This is a genomic window from Streptomyces sp. NPDC002884 (assembly GCF_040295245.1).
Taxonomy (GTDB): Bacteria; Actinomycetota; Actinomycetes; order Streptomycetales; family Streptomycetaceae; genus Streptomyces.
Genome location: NZ_JBEOVB010000008.1, coordinates 83,013 through 106,822 on the forward strand (window position 1 = coordinate 83,013; position 23,810 = coordinate 106,822).

26 protein-coding genes and 1 tRNA gene are annotated in these 23,810 nt (G+C 71.6%); 19 read left to right on the forward strand and 8 right to left on the reverse strand.

Annotation, left to right across the window (positions count from 1 at the left end):
* The first annotated feature begins 63 nt into the window (after positions 1 to 63).
* From ABT070_RS18660 to ABT070_RS18675, 4 genes are all read left to right on the forward strand, one after another.
* Positions 64 to 807, forward strand: a complete 744-nt coding sequence (locus ABT070_RS18660; protein WP_351761615.1) for a siderophore-interacting protein — start codon at positions 64 to 66, stop codon at positions 805 to 807.
* 24 nt (positions 808 to 831) lie between these two features.
* On the forward strand, positions 832 to 1,434 hold the full coding sequence (locus ABT070_RS18665; protein WP_351761617.1) for an HhH-GPD-type base excision DNA repair protein: 603 nt from the start codon (positions 832 to 834) through the stop codon (positions 1,432 to 1,434).
* Between the two features lie 301 nt (positions 1,435 to 1,735).
* Entirely contained in the window at positions 1,736 to 2,044 is a 309-nt protein-coding gene (locus ABT070_RS18670) for a hypothetical protein (RefSeq protein WP_351761620.1), read from the forward strand.
* A gap of 79 nt (positions 2,045 to 2,123) precedes the next feature.
* Entirely contained in the window at positions 2,124 to 2,246 is a 123-nt protein-coding gene (locus ABT070_RS18675; RefSeq protein ID WP_351761623.1) for a hypothetical protein, read from the forward strand.
* 18 nt (positions 2,247 to 2,264) lie between these two features.
* Here ABT070_RS18675 and ABT070_RS18680 read toward each other — a convergent pair whose 3' ends face one another.
* Positions 2,265 to 3,827, reverse strand: a complete 1,563-nt coding sequence (locus ABT070_RS18680) for a helicase HerA-like domain-containing protein (RefSeq protein WP_351761625.1) — start codon at positions 3,825 to 3,827, stop codon at positions 2,265 to 2,267.
* 105 nt (positions 3,828 to 3,932) lie between these two features.
* Here ABT070_RS18680 and ABT070_RS18685 point away from each other — a divergent pair, with 105 nt between their 5' ends.
* Complete coding sequence (locus ABT070_RS18685) at positions 3,933 to 4,229, forward strand: type II toxin-antitoxin system VapB family antitoxin (protein ID WP_004943146.1); 297 nt, start codon at positions 3,933 to 3,935, stop codon at positions 4,227 to 4,229.
* Between the two features lie 157 nt (positions 4,230 to 4,386).
* The gene (locus ABT070_RS18690; protein ID WP_351762199.1) at positions 4,387 to 5,022 is read left to right on the forward strand and encodes a LytR C-terminal domain-containing protein; all 636 of its coding nucleotides are present in this window, start codon (positions 4,387 to 4,389) and stop codon (positions 5,020 to 5,022) included.
* Positions 5,023 to 5,121: 99 nt separating this feature from the next.
* Here ABT070_RS18690 and upp read toward each other — a convergent pair whose 3' ends face one another.
* The gene (gene upp / locus ABT070_RS18695) at positions 5,122 to 5,757 is read right to left on the reverse strand and encodes a uracil phosphoribosyltransferase (protein ID WP_351761628.1); all 636 of its coding nucleotides are present in this window, start codon (positions 5,755 to 5,757) and stop codon (positions 5,122 to 5,124) included.
* Positions 5,758 to 5,925: 168 nt separating this feature from the next.
* Here upp and ABT070_RS18700 point away from each other — a divergent pair, with 168 nt between their 5' ends.
* The 4 genes from ABT070_RS18700 (at position 5,926) to ABT070_RS18715 (ending at position 7,647) form a co-directional block, all read left to right on the forward strand.
* A complete protein-coding gene (locus tag ABT070_RS18700; protein WP_351761629.1) occupies positions 5,926 to 6,129 on the forward strand; it encodes a hypothetical protein in 204 nt (67 codons plus the stop codon).
* 345 nt (positions 6,130 to 6,474) lie between these two features.
* Positions 6,475 to 7,023 (forward strand): tRNA adenosine deaminase-associated protein, encoded by a 549-nt coding sequence (locus tag ABT070_RS18705; RefSeq protein ID WP_351761631.1) that lies wholly within the window; start codon positions 6,475 to 6,477, stop codon positions 7,021 to 7,023.
* Between the two features lie 50 nt (positions 7,024 to 7,073).
* Positions 7,074 to 7,505 carry a tRNA adenosine(34) deaminase TadA gene (gene tadA, locus ABT070_RS18710; protein WP_171398157.1) on the forward strand — a complete coding sequence of 144 codons (432 nt, stop codon included), beginning with the start codon at positions 7,074 to 7,076 and terminating at the stop codon, positions 7,503 to 7,505.
* 57 nt (positions 7,506 to 7,562) lie between these two features.
* Positions 7,563 to 7,647: transfer RNA gene (locus tag ABT070_RS18715), tRNA-Ser, on the forward strand.
* On the opposite strand, the gene ABT070_RS18720 is transcribed toward ABT070_RS18715, so the two are convergent.
* Entirely contained in the window at positions 7,642 to 7,956 is a 315-nt protein-coding gene (locus tag ABT070_RS18720) for a PLD nuclease N-terminal domain-containing protein (protein ID WP_351761633.1), read from the reverse strand. The two genes, ABT070_RS18715 and ABT070_RS18720, sit on opposite strands and share 6 nt — an antisense overlap.
* A gap of 191 nt (positions 7,957 to 8,147) precedes the next feature.
* Here ABT070_RS18720 and ABT070_RS18725 point away from each other — a divergent pair, with 191 nt between their 5' ends.
* The 5 genes from ABT070_RS18725 to ABT070_RS18745 all read left to right on the forward strand — a co-directional run bounded on the left by ABT070_RS18725 (position 8,148) and on the right by ABT070_RS18745 (position 11,822).
* Positions 8,148 to 8,318: a hypothetical protein gene (locus ABT070_RS18725; protein WP_351762218.1), complete on the forward strand. Its 171-nt coding sequence runs from the start codon at positions 8,148 to 8,150 to the stop codon at positions 8,316 to 8,318.
* Positions 8,319 to 8,335: 17 nt separating this feature from the next.
* Positions 8,336 to 8,629, forward strand: coding sequence for a Dabb family protein (locus ABT070_RS18730; protein WP_171398159.1), 294 nt, complete (start codon positions 8,336 to 8,338; stop codon positions 8,627 to 8,629).
* A gap of 207 nt (positions 8,630 to 8,836) precedes the next feature.
* Complete coding sequence (locus ABT070_RS18735) at positions 8,837 to 9,757, forward strand: RNA polymerase sigma factor SigF (RefSeq protein WP_451101109.1); 921 nt, start codon at positions 8,837 to 8,839, stop codon at positions 9,755 to 9,757.
* A gap of 304 nt (positions 9,758 to 10,061) precedes the next feature.
* Positions 10,062 to 10,973: an RNA polymerase sigma factor SigF gene (locus ABT070_RS18740; RefSeq protein ID WP_351761638.1), complete on the forward strand. Its 912-nt coding sequence runs from the start codon at positions 10,062 to 10,064 to the stop codon at positions 10,971 to 10,973.
* 54 nt (positions 10,974 to 11,027) lie between these two features.
* Complete coding sequence (locus tag ABT070_RS18745) at positions 11,028 to 11,822, forward strand: hypothetical protein (protein WP_351761640.1); 795 nt, start codon at positions 11,028 to 11,030, stop codon at positions 11,820 to 11,822.
* A 218-nt stretch (positions 11,823 to 12,040) separates the two neighbouring features.
* Here ABT070_RS18745 and ABT070_RS18750 read toward each other — a convergent pair whose 3' ends face one another.
* Positions 12,041 to 12,238 carry a hypothetical protein gene (locus tag ABT070_RS18750; RefSeq protein WP_054242212.1) on the reverse strand — a complete coding sequence of 66 codons (198 nt, stop codon included), beginning with the start codon at positions 12,236 to 12,238 and terminating at the stop codon, positions 12,041 to 12,043.
* A gap of 467 nt (positions 12,239 to 12,705) precedes the next feature.
* Here ABT070_RS18750 and ABT070_RS18755 point away from each other — a divergent pair, with 467 nt between their 5' ends.
* The 4 genes from ABT070_RS18755 to ABT070_RS18770 all read left to right on the forward strand — a co-directional run bounded on the left by ABT070_RS18755 (position 12,706) and on the right by ABT070_RS18770 (position 17,210).
* A complete protein-coding gene (locus ABT070_RS18755; RefSeq protein ID WP_351761643.1) occupies positions 12,706 to 13,233 on the forward strand; it encodes a MarR family winged helix-turn-helix transcriptional regulator in 528 nt (175 codons plus the stop codon).
* A gap of 94 nt (positions 13,234 to 13,327) precedes the next feature.
* Positions 13,328 to 15,790 (forward strand): MFS transporter, encoded by a 2,463-nt coding sequence (locus ABT070_RS18760; RefSeq protein WP_502990168.1) that lies wholly within the window; start codon positions 13,328 to 13,330, stop codon positions 15,788 to 15,790.
* Between the two features lie 78 nt (positions 15,791 to 15,868).
* Positions 15,869 to 16,690 carry a YceI family protein gene (locus ABT070_RS18765; protein ID WP_351761647.1) on the forward strand — a complete coding sequence of 274 codons (822 nt, stop codon included), beginning with the start codon at positions 15,869 to 15,871 and terminating at the stop codon, positions 16,688 to 16,690.
* A gap of 49 nt (positions 16,691 to 16,739) precedes the next feature.
* Positions 16,740 to 17,210, forward strand: a complete 471-nt coding sequence (locus tag ABT070_RS18770; RefSeq protein WP_351761650.1) for a PPOX class F420-dependent oxidoreductase — start codon at positions 16,740 to 16,742, stop codon at positions 17,208 to 17,210.
* A gap of 163 nt (positions 17,211 to 17,373) precedes the next feature.
* Here the strand turns inward: ABT070_RS18770 and ABT070_RS18775 are convergent, their stop codons facing one another.
* The 4 genes from ABT070_RS18775 to ABT070_RS18790 all read right to left on the reverse strand — a co-directional run bounded on the left by ABT070_RS18775 (position 17,374) and on the right by ABT070_RS18790 (position 23,810).
* Positions 17,374 to 18,138, reverse strand: coding sequence for a TetR/AcrR family transcriptional regulator (locus ABT070_RS18775; protein ID WP_351761653.1), 765 nt, complete (start codon positions 18,136 to 18,138; stop codon positions 17,374 to 17,376).
* Positions 18,139 to 18,378: 240 nt separating this feature from the next.
* Positions 18,379 to 19,863, reverse strand: a complete 1,485-nt coding sequence (locus ABT070_RS18780; protein WP_351761656.1) for an MFS transporter — start codon at positions 19,861 to 19,863, stop codon at positions 18,379 to 18,381.
* A gap of 153 nt (positions 19,864 to 20,016) precedes the next feature.
* Complete coding sequence (locus ABT070_RS18785) at positions 20,017 to 22,260, reverse strand: ArnT family glycosyltransferase (RefSeq protein WP_351761658.1); 2,244 nt, start codon at positions 22,258 to 22,260, stop codon at positions 20,017 to 20,019.
* Positions 22,257 to 23,810, reverse strand: a complete 1,554-nt coding sequence (locus ABT070_RS18790; RefSeq protein ID WP_351761661.1) for a bifunctional glycosyltransferase family 2/GtrA family protein — start codon at positions 23,808 to 23,810, stop codon at positions 22,257 to 22,259. The genes ABT070_RS18785 and ABT070_RS18790 overlap by 4 nt, the downstream gene beginning before the upstream one ends.

Genomic DNA, 23,810 nt, shown 5'->3' on the forward strand with positions numbered 1-23,810 from the left:
TGGCTTTAGGTTAGGCTTGCCTAAGTAGTTGTGCCGAAATCGTACGCGAGGGGTGAAGAGGCCATGGCGCAGGGGCGGGGCTGGGAGGGCACGGTCCTCAGACTGATGCGGGCGAAGGACTTCACGCTCACGGTGACGGGCGTGGAGGAGGTCACCGGCGAGTACCGCCGGCTGCGCCTGTCGGACGGCGGGCTGCTCGCCGCCACCGGCGTCCACCCGACGATCTGGATCCGGCTCTGGTTCGAGAACGCGGGCCGGCCGCACCAGCGGGCCTACACCCTGGTCGACCCCGACCCGGCGACCGGCGCCTTCGCCCTGGAGTTCGCGCTGCACGAGGGCGCTGCCAGCGACTGGGCACGGGCGGCCGAACCCGGCGACACCATCGAGGCGACCGTCCAGGGCACCGGCTTCGAACCGCCCGCCCCGGCCCCCTCGCACGTCCTCGTGATCGGCGACCCGGCCTCCCTGCCCGCGATCAACTCCCTGCTCGGCGAGGGCGCGGGAGCGCTCGGCTCCGCCCCGGCGACCGTCTGGTTCGAGGGCTCGCCCGACGGCCTCGACGGCCTCCCCTTCCGGACCGACCCCGCCCGCCACGAGATACGGCACGTGCCCCGGATGGACTCGGGCGACCACCTCGTCGAGCGGGTGAAGGCCGAACTGCCCGCGCTCCTGACGGCCACCCCCGACCCGTACGTCTGGATCGCCTGCGACACCCGCACCACCAGGACGCTGTCGGCCTATCTGCGCAAGGAACTGGGCGTGCCCAGGGAGCGGCTGCACGCCCTGGGGTACTGGCGCGCGAGCTGACGGCCCAGGCGGGATCATCGACGCATGGACGTCACCCTTCACCTCTCCCAGGACCCCGAGGCCGACGAGCTCCTCGGGCGGTCCCCGCTCGCCGCGCTGGTCGGGATGCTGCTGGACCAGCAGGTTCCGATGGAGTGGGCGTTCAAGGGACCCCGGACGATCGCCGACCGCCTCGGCGCCGACGACCTGGACGCGCACGACATCGCCGCCCAGGACCCCGAGGCCTTCGCCGCGCTGCTCTCCGACAAGCCGGCCGTGCACCGCTACCCCGGGTCCATGGCCAAGCGCGTCCAGCAGCTCTGCCAGTACCTCGTCGAGCACTACGACGGGGACGCCGGGGCCGTCTGGAAGGACGTGAGCAGCGGCAAGGAGCTGCTCGGGCGGCTTCAGGAACTGCCCGGCTTCGGCACGCAGAAGGCGCAGATCTTCCTCGCGCTGCTGGGCAAGCAGCTCGGTGTGCGGCCCACGGGCTGGCGGAAGGCGGCCGGCGCCTACGGCGAGCCGAAGTCCTTCCGGTCCGTGGCCGACATCACCGGCCCCGAGTCGCTGACGAAGGTGCGCGCGCACAAGCAGGAGATGAAGGCGGCGGCAAAAGCCGAGAAGGCGGACAGGGCCGCGAAGAAGTAGGCCCGTCGGCCCGCACGTGCGCGGGCCGACGCCCCGCGCCCCGAGCGCCGGCACGACCCCGCGCCCGAGCGGCGGTACGGCCGCGGGCCCGAGCGGCGGCACGGCCACGGGCCCGAGTCGCCCGTCGAGGGCCCCGCGCTCCCTCTCCCGCGCCGCCCGGCGGGTCGTGCCGCACACCGCGTGAACCAATCGCCGACGGCAGAGGCGCGCTCGGCGGCGCGATCACGGGCTGTCCGCCGAACGGGCGGATCCGACCCCCGGCATGCTGAACCCAGGGCGTGTCGCGGGGAGATGACCTCCCATGAGCCCCACGGCACGCCTCCCCCGCAGCCGCACCTGGCTGCGGACGCTCGTGCTGCTGCTCGCCCTGCTGGTGCCGGGCGCGGCCACCGAGGTCGCCGCGGCACCCGTCGCCGCCGAGGTCGCCGAGTACGACGTCCTCGACACGGCGCTGCGGCCGGCGCCCTGCGCCCACCGCCCCGCCGCCCTGCGACGCCCGGCGCCCCTCCCCGACCCCGCGCCCGGTGCCCCCGCGGACCGGCCGCGCCCCGCGCCGCACCGGCCGTCGTACGCCCTGCACGCCCTGCGCACCGTGGTCCTGCGCTGCTGACGGACGCCGTTCCCAGGCCCGCCGGCGATCAGCCGCTCGGCGATCACGCTCACGCGAGGAACATGCGAGGGAAAGAGTCATGCCCACAGACCCGTACGCGATCCTGCGCGCCCTGCTGCGCGCGGAGGCCGCGCGCAGCGCACCGAAACCGCAGGTGAAGGAAGCGAAACCGCGACAGGCCCCGGAGCACCGGGACCGCTGACCGGTCGGCGGAGGCGGACTACCGCCTCCGCCGGGCCGTGCCGAAGAGCGAGCGGGTGATCTCCCGGCCGATCTGCGTGCCGACGGAACGGGCCAGGGACTTGAACATGCCGCTGCCGACGACCTGCTCGACGACGGAACGGTCCGCCTCGGGCCGCCGTGGCTCGGACTCCCGGGTCCGGGAACCCTCCGACGGCTCCGACGGCTCCGGCGGCTCCGGTGACTCCGGCCGCCCGGTGGGCCGGGCCGCCAGTTTCTCGAACGCGGATTCTCTGTCCACAGCCTGTGCATACCGCTCGTGGAGCGGGGACTCCCGCACCGCCCGGTCGAGGGCGGCGCCGTCGACCGGCCCCATCAGCGACTCCGGGGCACGCAGCCGGGTCGCGGCCACCGGCGTCGGAGCGCCCTTCTCACTGAGCACGGTGACCACGGCCTCGCCGGTACCGAGTCCGGTGAGCAGCTCCTCCAGGTCGTAGGCGGAGTTCGGGAACGTCTTCACCGTGGCCTTGAGGGCCTTCTGGTCGTCCGGCGTGAAAGCCCGCAACGCGTGCTGGACGCGGTTGCCGAGCTGGGCGAGGACGTCTCCGGGTACGTCCTTCGGGGTCTGCGTGACGAAGAACACGCCGACCCCTTTCGAGCGAATCAGCCGGACGGTCTGCGTGATGGAGTCGAGGAACGCCTTCGAGGCGTCGTTGAAGAGCAGGTGCGCCTCGTCGAAGAAGAAGACGAGCTTGGGCCGGTCGGCGTCACCGACCTCGGGCAGGTCGTGGAAGAGGTCGGCCAGCAGCCACATCAGAAAGGTCGAGAAGAGCTGCGGCTTCTCCTGGACGGCGGGCAGCTCCAGGACCGAGACGACACCCCGGCCGTCGGCGGCCGTGCGCAGGAACTCGGCCGTGTCGAACTCCGGCTCACCGAAGAAGCTCGCCATGCCCTGCGCCTCGAAGGCGGTCAGCGAGCGCAGGATCACCCCGGCCGTGGCCGTCGACAGCCCGCCGATGCCCTTCAGCTCCGCCTTGCCCTCGTCCGAGGTGAGGAAGGCGACGACCGACCGGAGATCCTTGAGGTCGAGCAGCTCCAGACCCTTCTGGTCGGCGTAGTGGAAGATCAGGCCGAGCGACTGCTCCTGGGTGCGGTTGAGCTGGAGCACCTTGGCCAGCAGCACCGGGCCGAAGCTGGTGATCGTGGCCCGCAGCGGGATGCCGTGACCGAGGCCGCCGAGAGCGTAGAACTCGGCCGGGAAGCCGGTCGCCGTCCATTTCTGGCCGACTTCCGCAGCCCGCCCCCGCACCCGGTCGCTCACCGCCCCCGCCGCCGACACCCCGGACAGATCGCCCTTGACGTCGGCGAGGAAGACCGGCACGCCCTGCGCCGAGAGCTGTTCGGCGATCAGCTGGAGCGTCTTGGTCTTTCCGGTGCCGGTGGCGCCCGCGACCAGTCCGTGCCGGTTCAGCATGGGAAGGGGGATGCGGACGGGGGCCTCGGGGAGACACTTCCCGTCCCACAGCAGCGCCCCCAGGTCGAGGGCGGGCCCGGTGAACGCGTACCCGGCGGCGATGTCAGCGGCGCTCGTCGACCCACTCATCGGCAGACCCTCGTTCCGTTTTACCCCCGTTCATCACGTCTTTTCCAGCGTCGCACTCCGTCTCCATGGCTGCGCCCGGAACGTCTGGACCGGTAGGCTTTCCGTGTGATCTTCAAGCGCATCGGAAACGGCCGGCCGTACCCCGACCACGGCCGGGAAAGCACCCGGCAGTGGGCGGACGTCGCGCCGCGCCCGGTCCGCCTCGATCAGCTGGTGACCACCAAGCAGCAGCTCGACCTGGAAACCCTGCTCGCGGAGGACTCCACGTTCTACGGCGACCTCTTCGCGCACGTCGTGAAGTGGCAGGGCGACCTGTACCTGGAGGACGGGCTGCACCGCGCGGTGCGGGCGGCACTCCAGCAGCGACAGGTACTGCACGCGCGCGTGCTCGAGCTGGACTGACCCTCCGCCAGGACCCCGCTCCCGCCCCCGGTCGACCTCGCGCGTTGACCCTTTCGGGTACTTTCCCGCGCCTCGAGCGGTGTCGGATGATCGTTTATTCGTCACGGCCGCCCCGGCGCACTACGCTGCGCCCATGAGCATGCTGACTCCCCCCGGCATGGGTGGCAAGTACCGGATCACGGGGGACAAATACCCCCGCATGCGCCCCCATCGACGACGCGGCAGGCTGGCTGTCGTGGTCGTCGCCTGCGGCGCCGTGCTCGGCGTGGCCGGCTGGGGCACCCTTCAGCTCATCGACGTCTTCACGGGCGGCGGAGGGACGGCCACGGCCGCCGGTTCCGGCTGCTCGACGAAGACGACCAAGGCGAGCCCCGCGGCCTCCGCGTCCGCCGCTGCCGCTGTCGCGGGCTCGGCGCCCAAGCCCGCGCAGATCACCGTGAACGTCTTCAACGCCACCACCCGCAGCGGCCTCGCCAAGACCACCGCGGACGAGCTGAAGAAGCGCGGCTTCAAGATCGGCGAGGTGGGCAACGCCACCAAGCAGTACGACAAGAAGGTCGCCGGCACCGGGATACTGCTCGGCCCCGCGGCCTCGCTGAACACCTCGCTGCCGGTGCTCGCCACCCAGCTCACCACCGCCGAACGGCGCACCGACGCCGCCCGTGCGGGCACGACCCTCGACCTGATCATCGGCAACCAGTTCAAGGCGCTGACCAGCCAGGCGGCCTCGGTCAAGGCGCTGACGGCCCTGGCCGCGCCGCTGCCGACGGCGACCACGAAAAAGGGCTGCTAGCAGCAGCCCTTCCCGCCGTCTCCGGCCATCCGGCCGTCGGGCAATCCGTCCGGCCGGCCGGACGTTCTCGACAGTGACGCGCGGTCCGGCTCGCCCGGGTTATTCGGCCGCGCCGTACAGCCGGTCACCCGCGTCGCCCAGGCCCGGGACGATGTAGCCGTGCTCGTTGAGGTGATCGTCGACCGCCGCCGTGACGACGGTGACCGGGGTGCCCGCGAGCTCGCGCTCCATGAGCTCCACGCCCTCCGGGGCCGCGAGCAGCACCACGGCCGTCACGTCGTCGGCACCGCGCCGGATCAGCTCGCGGATCGCGGCGACCAGCGTGCCGCCGGTGGCCAGCATCGGGTCCAGGACGTACACCTGGCGGCCGAGGAGGTTCTCCGGCATACGCGTGGCGTACGTGGACGCCTCGAGCGTCTCCTCGTTGCGGATCATGCCCAGGAAGCCCACCTCGGCGGTCGGCAGCAGCCGGACCATGCCGTCGAGCATGCCGAGGCCCGCGCGCAGGATCGGCACGACCAGCGGGCGCGGGTAGGAGAGCTTCACGCCGGTGGTCGGGGAGACCGGCGTCTTGATGTCGACCTGCTCGGTGCGCACGTCACGCGTGGCTTCGTAGGCGAGCAGGGTGACCAGTTCGTCGGCCAGCCGGCGGAAGGTCGCGGAGTCCGTGCGCTGGTCGCGCAGCGTGGTGAGCTTGTGGGCGACCAGGGGATGGTCGACGACGTGGAGACGCATGTCCACAACAGTAACCGGGCCGAACCCGCCCGGCGTCCCCACTCACAGTCAACCTCTTCCCCTCGGCTTTCCCCCGGGTTGGGCCGATGGCTGGCGTCAAACCGCCCGTCGGAGGGAAAGTGGGAGAAAGGTAAGGAGACAGACCGGGGTACCCGGAGTGGTGTGCTGATGCCTGAGCTGCCCAACCTGCCCGACGACGACTCGCCGAACAAGGCGCGGCCGGACGAGACCGACGCCGAGCGCCGTCGGCGCCGCGCCCGGTTCCTGCGCGAGCTGGCCGAGGCCCGCGAACTGCGCGACCGGGTCCAGCCGCGCCGCGCCAAGACCGCCCGCCTGCGCCACGCGATGCGCATGCGCACCTTCCGCTGGTAGCCGCAGCCGTACGGGACTTGGGGCATACGGGGAAGATCGCCACCGTCACGGGTGTCACGTGGGGCGGACGTGCGTGGGCGCACGGCAAAGCCGCGTACGATCCGCTGGTGGCGGCAACGAGAGCGCTGGTGAGTCACTCACGGACGTCTCATGGACGTGCTCATGGACGTACTCGTGGGCGTGCGATCAAAACCACCGGACACAGGGAGCCGAAGACGTCCCCTGGACGCCTTGTTTCTGCCACGATTCCGAGTGGGTGGGGCTCGGAGCCTGAGCTCTCTCCGCCCGCAACCTCCGCCGGGGGGACCCCCAACCGGCACGCCTAAGACCAGTGGGAGAGTCACGGTGTACTTCGCCGCACTGCTCGCGCGCACCGAAGACGGGTGGGAAGCGAGCGACACAGAGCTCGACGATGTGGAGACCCTGTCGGATCTGGCGGAGCTGGCCCGGGAGGCCTCTCCAGACGACGACACGGTCCTCGTGCTGATCGAGCAGGAGGACTCCTGGTTCGGGGTCGTCCGCATCGACGGCGAGGAGGACCCTCGCATCTTCGTCTCCGACGCCGCCGCCGCCGCCCGCAGCTCGTACGGCGAGATCCTGCTCACCGACGAACTGCTCGGAAGGGACCCGGGTGACGACGACGACCTGGACGCCCTCGACCTCGACGGCACCGAGGACGGTGAGAACGAGAGCGAGGACGACGACGAGGACGAGGGCGCCGTCAGCACCGTGAACGGCTCGGCCGAGGCCGTGCCGCACGGCCCGGTCGGCGACGCCGGCATCCTCGACGACCTCGGCGTCGGCGAGAAGGAGCTGAGGTCGCTGTCCGCGGACGCCGTCACCGAGATCGCCGACGCGCTGGGCGCCTCGGAGGTCCTGGAGACCGTCCGCTGACCGCACCAGGAACGACGCCGGATCCCGTGCGCGACCGCTGGCGGCCCGCCATGCGGCTCGCCCTGGACGAGGCACGGCTGGCCGCCCGGGGCGGAGACGTCCCGGTCGGCGCCGTCGTGCTGGCCCCGGACGGTACGACGGTCCTCGCCAGGGGCCACAACGAACGTGAGGCCGGCGGCGATCCGACGGCCCACGCGGAGGTGCTCGCCGTCCGGCGGGCGGCCGCCGCGCTGGGCGAGTGGCGGCTGTCCGGCTGCACGCTCGTCGTGACCCTCGAACCGTGCACGATGTGCGCGGGCGCGCTGGTGCAGTCCCGGGTGGACCGGGTCGTCTACGGCGCCCGCGACGACAAGGCGGGCGCGGCCGGCTCCCTCTGGGACGTCGTCCGCGACCGACGGCTCAACCACCGCCCCGAGGTCGTCGAAGGCGTCCTCGCCGAGGAGTGCGCGGGGCTTCTCACGGAGTTCTTCCGCGACCGGTGATCCACCCCGCGAATACCGATTTCAAACCGGGCCCGGCCTTGCTGTAAGGTCTCCCTCGGTAGCGTGTCCGAGCGGCCGAAGGAGCTCGCCTCGAAAGCGAGTGTGGCGCAAGTCACCGAGGGTTCAAATCCCTCCGCTACCGCTTCTGGACGAAGGGTCCGGCTCTGTGAGCCGGGCCCTTCGGTGCGTTCTCGGCGGTCTCCGGGCCCTTCGTGGGCTCGGGGCTGTTCGTGGGCTCCGGGCTTTCGCGTGGCTCGGGTCGCTTGCCCAAGTACAGCCAGGCGAGGCCGCCGACGACCGGGGCGCCGAGCAGGAAGAACAGCCAGAACAGCTTCGGCGCGTACCGGACGCGCTCTTCGGGGGTACGGACGCAGTCGAGCAGCGCCCCCACGCACAGCACCGCCACGAGGACCATCGGGGCGACGGCCAGCGGTTCCAGCAGTCCCAGCATGTTGCTCCCCTTCCCTTCTCTTCCACTCCGTCCGGCACGCACCGGCGTTCACCCCCTCATCGGACGAGGGCCCGCGAACGGTTCACGAACGCGCCGTGAGTGCTCAAAAGCGGTGTGAAAATCGCACTTACGGTTACACTCGCCGCCGTCAACAGGGCCCGGGTGGGCCATACAGGGGAGGCCAGGTGGCGGTGAACGCCAAAAAGATCGCCGTCTACGTACTCGTGGTCTTCGTGCTCTACGTGATCATCACGGACCCGGCGAAGGCGGCGGACTACGTCCAGATAGGCTTCCAGGGCATATCGGACGCCGCCAAGGCCGTCGGCGACTTCTTCACCTGGCTCGCCGACGGGGCCGAGTAGCACGCACGGGAGTGCCCATGATCCGCCACCTGGTCCTTTTCAAGCTCAACGAGGGTGTCGAGCGCGACGACCCCCGGGTCGTGCAGGGCGAGGCGGCCTTCCGGGCACTCGGCGGCCGGATCGAGGAGCTGCGCTTCTGGGAGCTGGGCTGGAACATCAGCGACCGGCCCATCGCCTACGACTTCGCGATCAACTCGGCGGTCGAGGACGCGGACGCCCTGAAGCGGTACATCGAGCACCCGGCCCACCAGGCGGGCGTCGCCCTGTGGCGCGAGTTCGCCACCTGGGTGGTCGCCGACTACGAGTTCTGAGCCGCCCGTCCGGCAGCCCTTCCCGACAGTACGGAGCCCTCCGCCGGAACAGCGGGGGGCTTTCGCACGTCCGCGGTGGGGTGATCGGCTGAACTTCTCCTTCAACACGGCGTAATGGGGTGCTTGCACACAGTGCACATGTCTTGTGATGCTATGACCGCTTTTGACGGATGAGTTGACCGATGTTGACCTGACGAAGAGGTGGCGTTGACCGTGTCGGCCAGTACTGCGCCGCCTCAGGAAGAGGCACCCCCGGCACCCGCCCCCGCGCCTGCCCTGGAAGCCCTCCCGGAGGTCGTTCGGGAGGTCGTCCCGGAGACCGTCCAGGAAGCCCCTCCGGAAGCCGCCCAGCCGCCCGAGCGGCGCCGGGGAGCCGACACCCGGGCGCTCACCCAACTGCTCTTCGGCGAGCTCAAGGAGCTCCAGCCGGGCACGCCGGAGCACAACCGGGTGCGCGGGGCGCTCATCGAGGCCAACCTCCCGCTCGTGCGCTACGCGGCCGCCCGCTTCCGCTCCCGCAACGAACCGATGGAGGACGTCGTCCAGGTCGGCACCATCGGCCTGATCAACGCCATCGACCGCTTCGACCCGGACCGGGGCGTGCAGTTCCCGACGTTCGCCATGCCGACGGTCATCGGCGAGATCAAGCGGTACTTCCGCGACAACGTCCGCACGGTCCACGTACCGCGCCGGCTGCACGAGTTGTGGGTACAGGTCAACAGCGCGACCGAGGACCTGACGACCGCCTTCGGCCGCACACCGACGACGGCCGAGATCGCCGAACGGCTGCGCATCGGCGAGGACGAGGTGCTCTCCTGCATCGAGGCGGGCCGCTCGTACCACGCCACCTCGCTGGAGGCGGCGCAGGAGGGCGACGGCCTGCCGGGCCTGCTGGACCGTCTCGGCTACGAGGATCCGGCGCTGGACGGCGTGGAGCACCGCGACCTCGTGCGCCACCTCCTGGTCCAACTCCCGGAGCGCGAGCAGCGCATCCTCCTGCTGCGCTACTACAGCAACCTCACGCAGTCCCAGATCAGTGCGGAACTCGGCGTCTCCCAGATGCACGTGTCCCGGCTACTCGCGCGTAGCTTCCAGCGACTCCGCTCGGCGAACCGCATCGAGGCGTGACGCGGGACCCGAACGACACGTCACTCGATCAGGGCTCGGAAGCCTGAGCGAGTCGTCACCGTTGAGAGCGAATCGCTCACCCGGCCCCTTCCCGACGCATCTGCGCTGAAAAGCCGTCATACCCCCTCTTTCCAGGGCTGATTCGTCACTCACATGTCGACATGTCACTACAGCGTGTTGCCGACATGTGACATTCTGCCGGAAGCGCGTTTGCCGGGGCTTCGGCGCCGGTATTCAGGTGAAGGCTGACGTTCCTCAAGCGGGAATGTTCGCCGCGACCGTCCCGCGACCCAAAGGGGGTGGCATGTCCGCAGATCAGGGCAGCTCGAAGGTGCTCACGCTCACAAAGAGCGAGTCAGCACCCAACGCGCCCGTCGAGCCCGCCGTGCTCGACGTGCTCGACGACGTCACGGCCCCCGAGGCCGCTCCGGCCCCGGCTCCCACGACCACAGGGGCCATCGACACCCGCACCCTGTCCCGCTCCCTGTTCCTGCGACTGGCCACCCTCGCCGAGGACAGCCCCGAGCGCATGTACGTCCGGGACACCCTCATCGAGCTCAACCTCCCCCTCGTGCGCTACGCGGCGGCTCGCTTCCGCTCGCGCAACGAACCGATGGAGGACATCGTCCAGGTCGGCACCATCGGCCTGATCAAGGCGATCGACCGCTTCGACTGCGAACGGGGCGTGGAGTTCCCGACGTTCGCCATGCCGACGGTCGTGGGCGAGATCAAGCGCTTCTTCCGCGACACCTCGTGGTCGGTGCGCGTCCCGCGCCGCCTCCAGGAGCTGCGACTGGCCCTCACCAAGGCCAGCGACGAGCTCTCCCAGAAGCTGGACCGCTCCCCAACGGTCGCCGAACTCGCCGCGGTACTGGGCGTGTCCGAGGAGGACGTCGTCGACGGCCTCGCGGTCGGCAACGCCTACACGGCCTCCTCGCTGGACTCCCCGGCGCCGGAGGACGACGGCGGCGAGGGCTCCCTGGCCGACCGCCTCGGCTACGAGGACACGGCCCTGGAGGGCGTGGAGTACCGCGAGTCGCTGAAGCCGCTGCTGGCCAAGCTCCCGCCCCGCGAGCGCCGCATCATCATGCTGCGCTTCTTCGCCAACATGACCCAGTCCCAGATCGGCGAGGAGGTCGGCATCTCCCAGATGCACGTCTCCCGCCTGCTGACCCGGACCCTGGCGCAGCTGCGCGAGGGCCTGATCTCCGACTGACCGGACCCGGGCCGGGGACTTCCCTCCTGACGGAGCGTCAGTGACACTGGCGCGATGCGAAGTCCGACACGGGCACGTGGCCGCCGGGGCGCCGTATGGGGCGCGTCGGCGGCCGCCGTCGTGCTGGCGGCGGGTCTGTCCGCCGGCTGCGGGGGAGACGGGCACACGGGCGGCTACGTCGCCATCGGCGGAGCGGGCGACACGGCGCTCCCGGATACGCGCACGGGCGACCCGGCGGATCCGACGGGCGGGGTGCGGCTCTTCCCGCTGGACGACGTGAGCGGCTCCCCCGCGGACACGCCAGGTCCGGGAGGCTCGGCCGGAGGAACGGCCGGAAACGGCTCGCGGGGCACAGCGGGAGGCGGCACCGGGTCCGGCACTCCATCGACCACCGCCCCGGGCGTCACGGGCGTCACGGGTGCCCCTGACGCCTCGCAAGCGCCGGGCGCCGAGAGCGGCTCCTCCGGATCCTCCGCGGGCGGTTCGCCCGCGGACACCCCCTCACCGGCGCCCACGGCCCCGCCGAGCACCGCGCCCGCCGGACCGGCCTCGCTCGCGGTGAGCGATCCCGTCCGCGCGGGCACGGATCAGCGGTGGTGCGAGGAGGTGACCCTCGCGTTCCGCAACTCCGGCGGCAGCGCGGTGCGTTCCGGCACGGTCACCTTCGGGACCCATGTCGTCGACCTGCTCGGCATCGACTGGGCGACCCGTGAATCGACGGCCGCGCTCCCGACACCGATCGCCGCGGGAGCGCGCGGGGAGAAGACCTGGACGGTCTGCGTCGACGCGTGGCGCGTACCGCTGGGCATGCACATCGAGACGCGGGACGTGTCGGTCCGGTGGGAGTGATCGGGCGACGGCGGACGTCCGAGAACCGGACGTACGAGGACCGGACGTAGGAGAACCGGACGCACGAGGACCGGGCGCAGGAGAACCGGACATACGGCGACCGGACGTACGAGCGCCGGACATGCGAAGGGACGGGGGCGTGCGCGCCGGTCCCGCCGTGACGTACGGCGGTTGACGCGCCCGGTCACCCCGTCACCCCGTCCGGTGCGGGCGGGCGGTTACTTCAGCGCCAGCCAGGCGACCGCCGCGACGATCACGACCGCGGCGACGATGCCGACGATCAGGCCGATGCGAGGCCCGGACTGCGTGGGAGCCGGCTGGGCGGCCCGGGGGGCGCCGTCGTCGACGAACGCGCGGAACATCTGGGTGCTGCCGGCGGGGTCGTGGTTGCCCTGGGGGCCCTGCGTGTTAGCCATGGGCCGAGACACTAGCGAAAACGCGCGGGGCGGCCCAAGTGGGGGTGGGAAGTCCGGACGGCCGGAACCCTCCTGGCCCGACCGGCCACTTGAGGCCCGAGGCGCGCCCGCCGCCCCGCCGGACACCTCGCCGGCCACGTTGCCGACCGCCTCGCCGGCCGCCTCGTCGGGCATCCGGCGACCACCTTGCGGGGCATACACGGGCATCCGGCAGCGACATCGCGGGGCCCGGTCCGGCCGGGTGGTTCGTCGCACGCCGGGAACGGATCAGGCCCGTACCGGCCGCCTTCACCCCTCCGTCCGGGCGGCGCCGACCCTGTCGGCCGGGTCCCTCAATGGCCTCACCTGCACATTTACCCTCGCAATACTTGCCTTTGCCAACTTTTTGCGGGCCTCACGGGCGTTTTATTTGCCTGTAGCAACCAACCGCTCCTATGGTTGCCCTAAGCAACAAACTGGGAGGTGTGATGGCAGGGCAGGCGCAGTACGAGGAGCTGGTGCGTCAGCTCACCGCCGTCGGGGCGGTGAAGCGTGACCTCGGGCGGATCCTGCCGCCCGACTGCTCCGCCGGCTCGGCCGGTGTACTGGCACTCCTCGGCCGCCATGGCGACATGCGCATGAGCGCTCTCTCCGAGCTGCTCGCCGTCGACATGTCCGTGACCAGCCGACACGCCGCCCACCTCGCCGACCGGGGCTGGATCGAACGCTCCCCCGACCCGGCGGACAAGCGCTCCCGCATCCTGCACCTCACCCCCGAGGGCCACGCGATGCTCGTCGAGCTGTCACGCCGGAGCACCGAGCTGCTGGCGGAACGGCTCGGCGACTGGACCGACGCCGAGGTCGGCCGGCTCATCGCCCTGCTGACCCGGCTGCGCGCCAGCTTCGGCGACTGCCGCACGGTCACGCACCGGCCGCCGGCCCCGCCCGCGCCGCCGCCTCCCGTTCCCGTAAGCGAACACACACAGACCACCCGTACACCCGCACAAGCAACATAGGAAAAGGAAGCCCATGGCAACGACCACACCAGCCGGTGTGCGGGCTCACGCGAAGCACGGCGGAGGGTCCCACGGCTCCGCCGAGGCCGCTCCGATGACCCACCGGCAGATCATGGAGGCCCTCTCCGGGCTGCTGCTCGGGATGTTCGTGGCGATCCTCTCGTCCACGATCGTCTCGAACGCCCTGCCGGAGATCATCGGCGACCTCGGCGGCGGCCAGTCCGCCTACACCTGGGTCGTGACCGCCACCCTGCTGTCGATGACGGCGACCACCCCGCTCTGGGGCAAGCTCGCCGACCTGTACCCCAAGAAGGCGCTCGTCCAGATAGCGCTCGTCATCTATGTGCTCGGGTCCGCGGCCGCAGGTCTCTCGCAGAACCCCGGCATGCTGATCGCCTGCCGTGTCGTGCAGGGCGTCGGCGTCGGCGGTCTGTCCGCCCTCGCGCAGATCGTCATGGCGGCGATGATCTCCCCGCGTGAGCGCGGCCGTTACTCCGGCTACCTCGGCGCGACCTTCGCCGTCGCCACCGTCGGCGGTCCGCTGCTCGGCGGGGTCATCACCGACACCAGCTGGCTCGGCTGGCGCTGGTGCTTCTACGTCGGCGTCCCCTTCGCCGTCATCGCGCTGATCGTGCTCCAGAAGACCCTGCACCTGCCCACGGTGAAGCGGGACGTGAAGGTCGACTGGGCCGGCGCGTTCTTCATCTCCGCCGCGGTGTCGCTGCTGCTGGTCTGGGTCACCTTCGCCGGTGACAAGTACGACTGGCTGTCGTGGCAGACGTACGCGATGGTCGCGGGCTCGATCGCGCTTGGGCTGATCTTCGTGCTCGTCGAGTCGAAGGCCACCGAGCCGATCATCCCGCTGCGCCTCTTCCGCAACCGCACCATCACCCTGTCCTCCATCGCCTCGATGTTCGTCGGCGTCGCGATGTTCTCCGGCACGGTGTTCTTCGCCCAGTACTTCCAGCTGGCCCGGGACAAGTCCCCGACCATGTCGGGCGTCATGACGATCCCGATGATCGGTGGACTGTTCATCTCCTCCACCGTCTCCGGTCAGTTCATCACCAAGACCGGCAAGTGGAAGGCCTGGCTGGTCAGCGGCGGTGTGCTCATCACGGCCGGCCTCGGTCTGCTGGGCACCATCCGCTACGACACGGACTACTGGAAGACCGCCGTCTTCATGGCCCTGCTGGGCCTCGGCGTCGGCATGATGATGCAGAACCTGGTGCTGTCGACGCAGAACCAGGTCGAGCCGAAGGACCTCGGTTCCGCCAGCTCCACCGTCACCTTCTTCCGGTCCCTGGGCGGTGCGATGGGCGTCTCGGCGCTGGGCGCCGTCATGGCCAACCGGATCACCGACTACGCCAAGGACGGCATCACCGACCTCGGCCCCAAGTACGCCTCCCTCGCCTCCGGTTCGAGCTCCTCCAGCTCGATCCCGGACATGGACAAGCTGCCCGCGCCGCTGCGCACGGTCATGGAGAGCGCGTACGGCCACGGCATCGCGGACGTCTTCCTGATCGCGTCCGTCCTGGCGCTGCTCGCCTTCCTGATCACCCTGTTCATCAAGGAGGTCCCGCTGCGGACCAAGGGCGCGCTGGCGCAGGCGGCCTCGGCGGAGGCGGAGACCCCGGCCGCGGCCACCGCTCCGGCCGCGGCCACCGCTCCCGCCGAGGAGCACGTCCCCAGCTGGGCGGTCGCCGAGGCGGCTGCCGAGCCCGGCCGGGAGGCCGGCACCCAGGGCACGCAGCGGCTCGCCGCCGTCGCCACCGCCGAACCCCTCCAGGCGCCCTCGGTCGGCATCCCCGTGCACGGCTTCGTCCGCGGCGCGGAGAGCGCGCCCGTCCCGCAGGCCGCCGTCACGCTGATCTCGCTCGCCGGCCGCCAGCTCGGCCGCTCGGTCGCGCAGGCCGACGGTTCCTACGGACTGGACGCGCCCGGCACGGGTTCGTACGTGCTGATCGCCTCCGCCGACGGCTTCCAGCCGCAGGCGTCCACGATCGTCGTGAACGGCGAGCCGGTCGCGTACGACGTCCTGCTCAGCGGGACCAGCGGACTCAGCGGTGTCGTGCGCGCCGCCGGGTCGGGCGAGTTCGTCAAGGACGCGATGGTGATCGTCACCGATGTGCGCGGCGATCTGCTGGCCACCGCGGCCAGCGGTGAGCAGGGCGAGTTCTCCTTCGCCGAGCTCGTGCCGGGCGCCGTGACCGTCGCGGTGAACGCCGTCGGGTTCCGGCCGCGCGCCCTGCCCGTCGAGATCGGCGCGACGGGCGTGACCCGCGCGGACGTCGTCCTCGAGGCGGGCGCCCAGCTCCAGGGGGTCGTCCGGGCGCCGTACGGTCCGCTGTCCGACGCGCGCGTGACGCTCGTGGACGCGGCGGGCAACGTGGTCGGCACCGCCACCACCGGTGTGGACGGGGCGTACGCCTTCGCCGACCTCGACGGCGGCGAGTACACGGTCATCGCGACCGGCTACCCGCCGGTGGCCACCGCGCTCACCGTGGCGGGCGCGGGCGTCGACGGCCACGACATCGAACTCGCCCACCCCGGCGAGTAGTTCCGACAGTTATCGGCTCCGGCCCGGTGCGGGGGTTCGCCCCGCACCGGGCCGGTTCCAGTTCGAGGAGTACATGAGATGGGACTGACCGCGAAGATCCGTACGCGGGACGGGTGGGCCGTGTCGCACGCGGTCGTCACGGTGACCGACACGGCGGGCGGCCAGGTGCTGCGCGCCGAGGCGGACGCGGAAGGAGCCGTACGGGACGCGACCGCGCTCGCACCGGGGGCGTACACCGTCATCGTCACGGCCGTCGGGTACGCGCCCGCGGCCTCCAGCGCGATCGTGACGGCGAGCGGACGCGCCGAGGTGGGGAGCGTGATCCTGGCCCGGCAGGGCGGCACGGAACTGCCCCCGCCCGGGCCCTGGACCGTCGACCCGGCGCACTCCGCCGTCGGCGCGGTCGTCCGGCACCTGGGCATCTCCAGCGTGCGCGGGCGGTTCACGGAGTTCTCGGCGGCGATCGAGGTCGCCCCGGACGACATCGCCGAGTCCCGCGTGCAGGCGGTGATCCGGGCGGCCTCCATCGACACCGGCAACGCCATGCGCGACACCCACCTGCGCTCGGCGGACTTCCTGGACGTCGAGACGTACCCGGAGATCGCCTACCGCTCCGGCGGTCTGACCCCGGCGGGCCCGGACCGCTGGACCGTGCACGGCGAACTCTCCCTGCACGGTGTCGCCCGCCCCGTCGACCTGGACCTCGCCTACCTGGGCACCGGCCCCGACCCCTGGGGCGGCACCCGGGCGGCCTTCCGGGCGACGGCCGAGCTGCACCGCGAGGACTTCGCGATGAACTACAACCAGGTCGTCCAGGCGGGCATCGCGGCCATCGGCACGACCCTGAAGGTGGAGCTGGACGTCCAGGCGGTGCAGGGCGACGCGCTGCCCCGGGCGTAGGCACGGCAGGGTCGGCCGGAACGGGCGCCGCTGCGCCTACGCTGGCTCCATGGCACCGAACATCGCGACGAACACCAAGGTCTCCCTGGACGAGTTGCTGGACTTCGTACGGCCCCGGCACCGCGCGATCCTGCTGACCCGGCGCGCCGACGGCAGCCCCCAGGCCTCGCCGCTGACCTGCGGGGTCGACGACTCGGGGCGGATCGTCGTCTCCACCTACCCCGAACGGGCCAAGACCCGCAACGCCAAGCGGGACGACCGGGTCGGCGTCCTCGTGCTCAGCGACGACTGGAACGGGCCGTGGGTCCAGATCGACGGCACGGCCGAGGTGATCGACACGCCCGACTCCGTCGAGCCGCTCGTGGAGTACTACCGCAACATCGCCGGCGAACACCCGGACTGGGACGAGTACCGCCGGGCCATGCTGAAGCAGGGCAAGTCGATCATCCGGGTCACGCCGGACCGCTGGGGCCCGATCGCCACCGGCGGTTTCCCGGCCCGCCTGGTCACCGACCAGTAGGGCCGGGCCCCCGGCCAGGAGCCCGGGGCGGCCCGGCCGGGGCCCTGGTGCTCCCGGGCCGGGGCCCTGGTGCTGGCGGGCCGGGGCCCTGGTGCTGGCGGGCCGGGGCCCTGGTGCTGGCGGGCCGGGGCCCTGGTGCTGGCGGGCCAGAAGAGGCCGGGGGTCAGCCGCGTTTCACCATGGCCTCGATGCCCGCGATCAGCAGGTCCAGGGCGAAGGTGAAGTCGCGGCTCATCATCTCCTCGACCGTGTCGCCGCCGCGGGCCGCCATGAGGGTCTTCGACTGCTCGATGATCTCGGCGGTCTGCGGAGCGCCCGCCGTCGCCGTCATGGCCTGCCGGAAGTACTCGTCCGGGGTCAGACCGGTGTCGGCGACCCGCGCGAAGAAGTGGCCCTCGATCGTGCCGTAGCCGTACACGAACTGGAAGACGGCCGAGATCGCGCCGGTGATGCCGTGCGCGGGCAGGCCGGTGCGCAGGACGACCTGCTGGACCGTGCGGGAGAAGACGAGCGAGTTCGGGCCGATGTTGAGGTAGTTGCCGGCCAGCGGGGACAGCCACGGGTGACGGACCAGCAGCCCGCGGTACTCCGTGGCCAGCGCGCGCAACTGCTCACGCCAGTCCGCGTCCTCGTCCGTCGGGTCGGGCAGCGCCGCCAGCTCGCCGAAGGCGGTGTCCAGGGCGAGTTCGAGCAGGTCGTCCTTGGTGTCGACGTACCAGTACACGGACATCGCCGTCACGTTCAGCTCGGCCGCCAGCCGCCGCATGGAGAACTTGGCGAGGCCCTCCGCGTCCAGCAGCCGCACGGTGGCCTCGGTGATCCGGTCCCGGTCCAGTCCGGAGGGCTGCCCCCCGCCGCGGCCACGCCGACGCGCCTTGCCTTCCAGCCACACACTGTGATGCGCGGCGCCCCTGGCGGTCTCGGCCATGGCAAGGCACCTTCCTTCCGGTAACTGGGGAAGATGCTAGGCCGCGGTCCGCCGCCGTGGCGCGGGGGACCGCCCTGACATGCGGCTCCGCCACCCCGACGAGCCGCCCCGACGAACCGTCCCGAGGAACCGCGCCGCCGAACCGCTCGGGCTCGGCACCGGCCTCGGCACCGGCCTCGGCACCGGGCCGGGCACCGGGCCGGGCACCGGGCGCGGCTCGGCTCGGCGGAGCCCCGCTCCTCACCGGGCGGCCGGCACCCGCGGCTCCCCCACGCGCTCCGCCCGGGTCAACAGGACCGCGGCCACCACCCCGCCGAGCAGCACGGCGGCCGCCCCGATCAGAAGGCTGACCTCCAACCCGGACGAGAACGAGTCGATCACCCGCGCCTTCTCCGCCACCGAGTTCGCCGCCGCCAGCGCGACCGGCAGGGACACCGCCGCGAACCGCGCGTTCAGCACGGCGCCGAGCACGGCGACCCCCAGCCCGGTGCCGAACTCGGCCAGCGTCCCGTTGATCCCCGCGCCCACCCCCGCCTTCGCCGGCGGGATCGAACTCATGATCGCGTACGCCATCGCCGGGCTGGCGACCGCCGTTCCCGCCCCGATGAGCAGCAGCCCGGCCAGCATCCCCGAGTAGCCGCCGGAGGCGAGCGTGGCGACGGCCGTCAGGCCCGCCGCCACCAGTGCCATCCCCACCAGCACCGACACCGGCCCGCCGAGCCTGGCCATCACCTTCGCCGACAGTCCGGTGAAGTTGAGGGCCACCACGGCCAGCGCCAGCGGCGCGGTCCGCAGGCCCGCCTCCAGGGGGCCGTAACCGAGGACGAACTGAAGCTGCTGGGTGAGCAGGAACAGCGCGCCGCCCATCCCGAAGGTGACCAGCACCGCGCCGGCGACCGCGCCCGTGAACCGTCGGTCGCGGAAGAAGGCCAGGTCGAGCATGGGATACGGGACTCTCGACTCCCAGTGGGCGAACAGGGCGAGGACGGCGACCGCCAGCCCCGCGCTCACCAGGACCCGCGACGACGTCCAGCCGTGCGAGGGGCCGGAGATGATCGCGAAGACCAGCGAGGTCATGCCGACGGTGGACAGGAAGGCGCCGAGCAGGTCGGGACGGTCGCCCCGCGGGTTCTTCGTCTCGGGGACCAGGGCGACGACGGCCACCAGACCCAGCGCCGCCACCGGCAGGTTGATCAGGAAGATCGCGCCCCACCAGAAGTGGTTGAGCACGAAGCCGCCGATGAGCGGACCGGTCGCGAAGCCCAGCGAGTTCACCGCGGCCCAGATGCCGATCGCCTTCGGCTGCTCCTCGGACACGAAGACCTGCATCACCACGGCGAGGGTGGTGGTGAACAGCAGCGCCCCGCCCACGCCCATGCCGGCCCGCGCCGCGATCAGCTGGGCGGTGGTGTCCGAGAGGCCGGCCGCCAGGGAGCCGGCGCCGAACAGCGCCAGGCCCGCGACCAGCATCTTCTTACGGCCGTAGCGGTCGGCGGCGCTGCCGGCGGTGAGCAGCAGACCGGACTGCACCAGCGAGTACGCGTTGATCATCCACTGGATGTCGGAGGTGGCCGCGTCCAGCTCCCGGGTGAGCGAGGGGATCGCGACGTTCAGGACGGTGTTGTCGAGCAGCACGGTGAGCTGCGCGAGGCAGATGACGCCGAGGATCAGCCAGCGTTGGGGGTGTCCTGGGGAACTGCCCGGGAGGGACGGGGACGTAGTCATGTTCTACACCGTAGAACTTCCCCCATACGCTGTACAACAAAGTTGTTCGGGACATGAGGTGGGGGCATCGGGAGCGGACGCGAGGAAGGGCGGCGACCGTGGTCACCGCCCTTCCTCACCCGCTCACGCACTCAGGCGCTCACCCGCGGTGCCTCAGCTGCTCGCCTTCTGCGTCAGGTCGTAGAAGGTGGCCGAACCGACCGTCACCTTCTTGAAGTTGGCCTCGACCCAGGTGCTGATCTGCGAGGACGTGCCGCTGCTGCTGCCGCTCATACCGCCGCCGGAGCCACTGCTGATGAAGTAGTGGATCTTGCCGTCGGTCACGTACTGCTTGAACTGCGCCAGCGTCGGGGACGGGTCGGTGCCGTTGAAGCCGCCGATCGCCATCACCGCGTCACCCGTGGCGAGCTGGTAGCTCGCGGCGTTCTGGGCGCCGATCGCGGCCGCCGCCCAGGTGTACTCGCCGGAGTCGGCCTCCAGCAGCTTCTTGGCCTCGTCGGTGACCGAGGCGCCGTTGAGCAGACCGCCGGCACCGCCACCGCCGCCCATGCCGCCGCCGTCGCCGGTCTGGCCGCCGGGACCGGCCTGCTGGTTCTGACCCTGGCCCTGGCCCTGCGTGCCGCCGTTGCCGTTCTGGGTGCCGCCGTTGCCGTTCTGCTGGTTCTGGCCGGGCATGCCCCCGCCGGGGAAGCCGCCGGTGCCGCCGCCCTGCTGGTTCTGGCCCTGACCCTGACCCTGGTTCTGCGTGTTGCCGTTGCCGTTCTGGCCGCCGCCGAAGCCGCCTCGGCCACCGCCACCGCCCGGGCCCCCGCCGCCCATCATGCTCGCGCCGGACGGACCGGCGGTCACGATGGAACCGGTGTGGCCCTCCTGAAGGGTGCTGATGGTGTACGCCGTCGGTCCGGCCAGCGCGGACACCAGGCCCACGGAGGCCGCCGCGAGGGCGAGCCGGCGGTCGATCCGGCCCGCGAAGGTCAGGCCGAGCGCGGCGGCCAGGCCGCCGATCAGCACCAGCCACTTCAGCCAGGGCAGGTAGTCGGAGGTGCGGTTGAGCAGGACGTACGACCAGGACGCCGCGGCGACGACCGAGGCCGCGAGGGTGATCGAGGCCCACAGCTCGGACCGCTTCTCCCACAGCAGACCCGCGCCCATGCCGATCACGGCCGCCATGTAGGGGGCCAGGGCCACCGTGTAGTACTGGTGGAAGATGCCCGCCATGTAGCTGAAGACGACCGTGGTGATGAGCAGCGAGCCGCCCCACACCAGGAACAGACCGCGGGTCGCCGACGTCCGCTTCAGCTTCCGCGTGGCCACCAGACCGCCGGCCAGCAGGATCAGCGCGGCCGGCAGCAGCCAGGAGATCTGGCCGCCGATCTCGGAGTTGAACATCCGGTCCCAGCCGGTCTCGCCCCACTGGCCGGTGCCTCCGCCGCCACCGCCGCCGCCGACGCTGCCGGTCTCCTCGCCGTTCAGGCGGCCGAGACCGTTGTAGCCGAAGGTCAGCTCCAGGAAGGAGTTGTTCTGCGAGCCGCCGATGTACGGGCGGGAGGAGGCCGGCCACAGCTCGACGATCGCCACCCACCAGCCGCCGGACACGATCAGCGCGCCGGTGGCGACGGCCAGCTGGCCGAACCGCTTCTTCAGGCCCACCGGGGCGCACACCGCGTACACGATCGCCAGCGGCGGCAGGATCAGGAACGCCTGGAGGGTCTTGGCGAGGAACGCGAAACCGATCGCGACCCCGGCCCACACCAGCCACTTCGTCCGGCCGTCCTCCAGCGCGCGGGCCACCATGTAGCAGGCCACGGCCATCAGCAGGGCCAGCATCGCGTCCGGGTTGTTGAACCGGAACATCAGCGCGGCGACCGGCGTCAGCGCCAGCACGGCGCCCGCGATCAGACCGGCCGCGGCACTGAACCGGCGGCGCACCGAGGCGTACACGACGGCGACCGAGCCGACACCCATCAGCACCTCGGGGACGAGGATCGCCCACGAGTTCAGGCCGAAGACCTTGACCGACAGCGCCATCGGCCACAGCGAGGCCGGGGGCTTGTCGACGGTGATGGCGTTGCCCGCGTCCAGCGAGCCGAAGAACAGGGCCTTCCAGCTCTGGCTGCCGGCCTGGACGGCCGCGGAGTAGAAGGAGTTGGCGTAGCCGGAGGCGCTCAGGTTGTACAGGTAGAGCAGCAGGGTGGCGGCCAGCAGGCCGAGGAAGGCCGGGCGCGCCCAGCGGGGGTCCTCGGGGCGGCCGCGCCACAGTCTGCGGTGCAGGGGCTGCTTCGGCTCACCCGATTCGGGGGACGGGACGGCCGTCTCCCGGGCGTCGGGGTTCGTGCCGACCGGCGCCGCGGTCGGCGGCGGATCCCAGGTCGTCGTCGGGTCGAGGTCGGTGGTCATCGGGCGTCCCCCGGGTCGGTGTCATGGGGGCGGCGCACCGGCAGCATCTGCATGGTCGCGTCCCTCCAGGTGCCGTCCGCGGCTTCGCCGGCGCGGAACTGGGTGGTCGTGTTGTGGTCGTGCGGGTGCACGATGTGCCGCTGCGGCAGCGGCTGCGTCTGGGGGTGCGGCACGGACGGGCCGCCGGCCTGCGGAGCGCCGGGCTGCGCAGCGCCGGTCGGGTACGTCGGTGAGGAGGCGTGGGGGAAGGAGACGCCGGGGGCGGAGGCGCGGGGGGCGGCCGTCACGCCGTTCGCCGGCTCGTCGCCCTCGCGCCGGTCGGAGAACACCCAGACGCGGAAGAGCAGGAAGCGCAGCACGGTCGCCGCGAGGTTGGCGGCGATGAGCACCGCCAGCTCGGTGGAGTGCGCGGGGCTGGACGTCGCCGTGTTCAGGGCGAAGAGCGAGCCGCTGGTCAGCGCGAGACCGATGCCGAAGACGACCAGACCCTGGGCCTGGTGCTTGACGGCCCCGCCGCGGCCGCGCACCCCGAAGGTGAGCCGGCGGTTGGCGGCGGTGTTGGCGACGGCCGACACCAGCAGCGCCAGCGCGTTGGCGAGCTGGGATCCGCCGAACTGGCGGAACACGGTGTAGAGCAGCAGGTAGAAGAGGGTGGAGAGGCCACCCACGACACAGAAGCCGACAAGCTGGCGGGCCAGGCCCTTGGGTACGTCCATGATGTCGCGGTCGCGGGGGTCGTCGCCGAACGGCCTGGTCAGCCGGTCCAGGGAGAGCGAACCGGTGGCCAGCGCCCGGCCCACGCGCCATACCCCCTTCAGGTCGTCGGTCGCCGTCTTCACGATGTGCACCGTGGAGTTCGGGTCGTCGACCCAGTCGACCGGCACCTCGTGGATACGGAGGCCGGCACGTTCGGCGAGCACCAGCATCTCAGTGTCGAAGAACCAGCCGGTGTCTTCCACCAGGGGGAGCAGGATCTGTGCGACATCACGCCGGATCGCCTTGAACCCGCACTGCGCGTCCGAGAAGCGGGCCTGGAGCGAGCCGCGCAGGATGAGGTTGTAGGCGCGGCTGATGAACTCCCGCTTCGGCCCGCGCACCACGCGGGAGCTACGGGCCAGCCGGGAGCCGATCGCCAGGTCCGAGTGGCCGGAGATCAGCGGTGCCACCAGCGGCAGCAGCGCGTTGAGGTCGGTGGACAGATCCACGTCCATGTACGCGAGGATCGGGGCGTCCGAGGCCGACCAGACGGTCCGCAGCGCTCGGCCGCGGCCCTTCTGCTCGAGCCGGAAGTTCCTGACCTCCGGGATGCGCGCCTCCAGGCGCTGCGCCACCAGGGGGGTGGTGTCCGTCGACGCGTTGTCCGCGATCGTGATGCGGAAGGAGTACGGGAACGTACGCGTCAGATGGGCGTGCAGTCTCTGGACGCACGGCTGGAGGTCCTTCTCCTCGTTGTAGACGGGGATCACTACGTCCAGGACAGGCGTACCGGCTGTGGCGGCCGGGAGGTGCTCCCGCGCCGGCAGGGTGCCGGGAGAAGAGTCGGTTCGCAT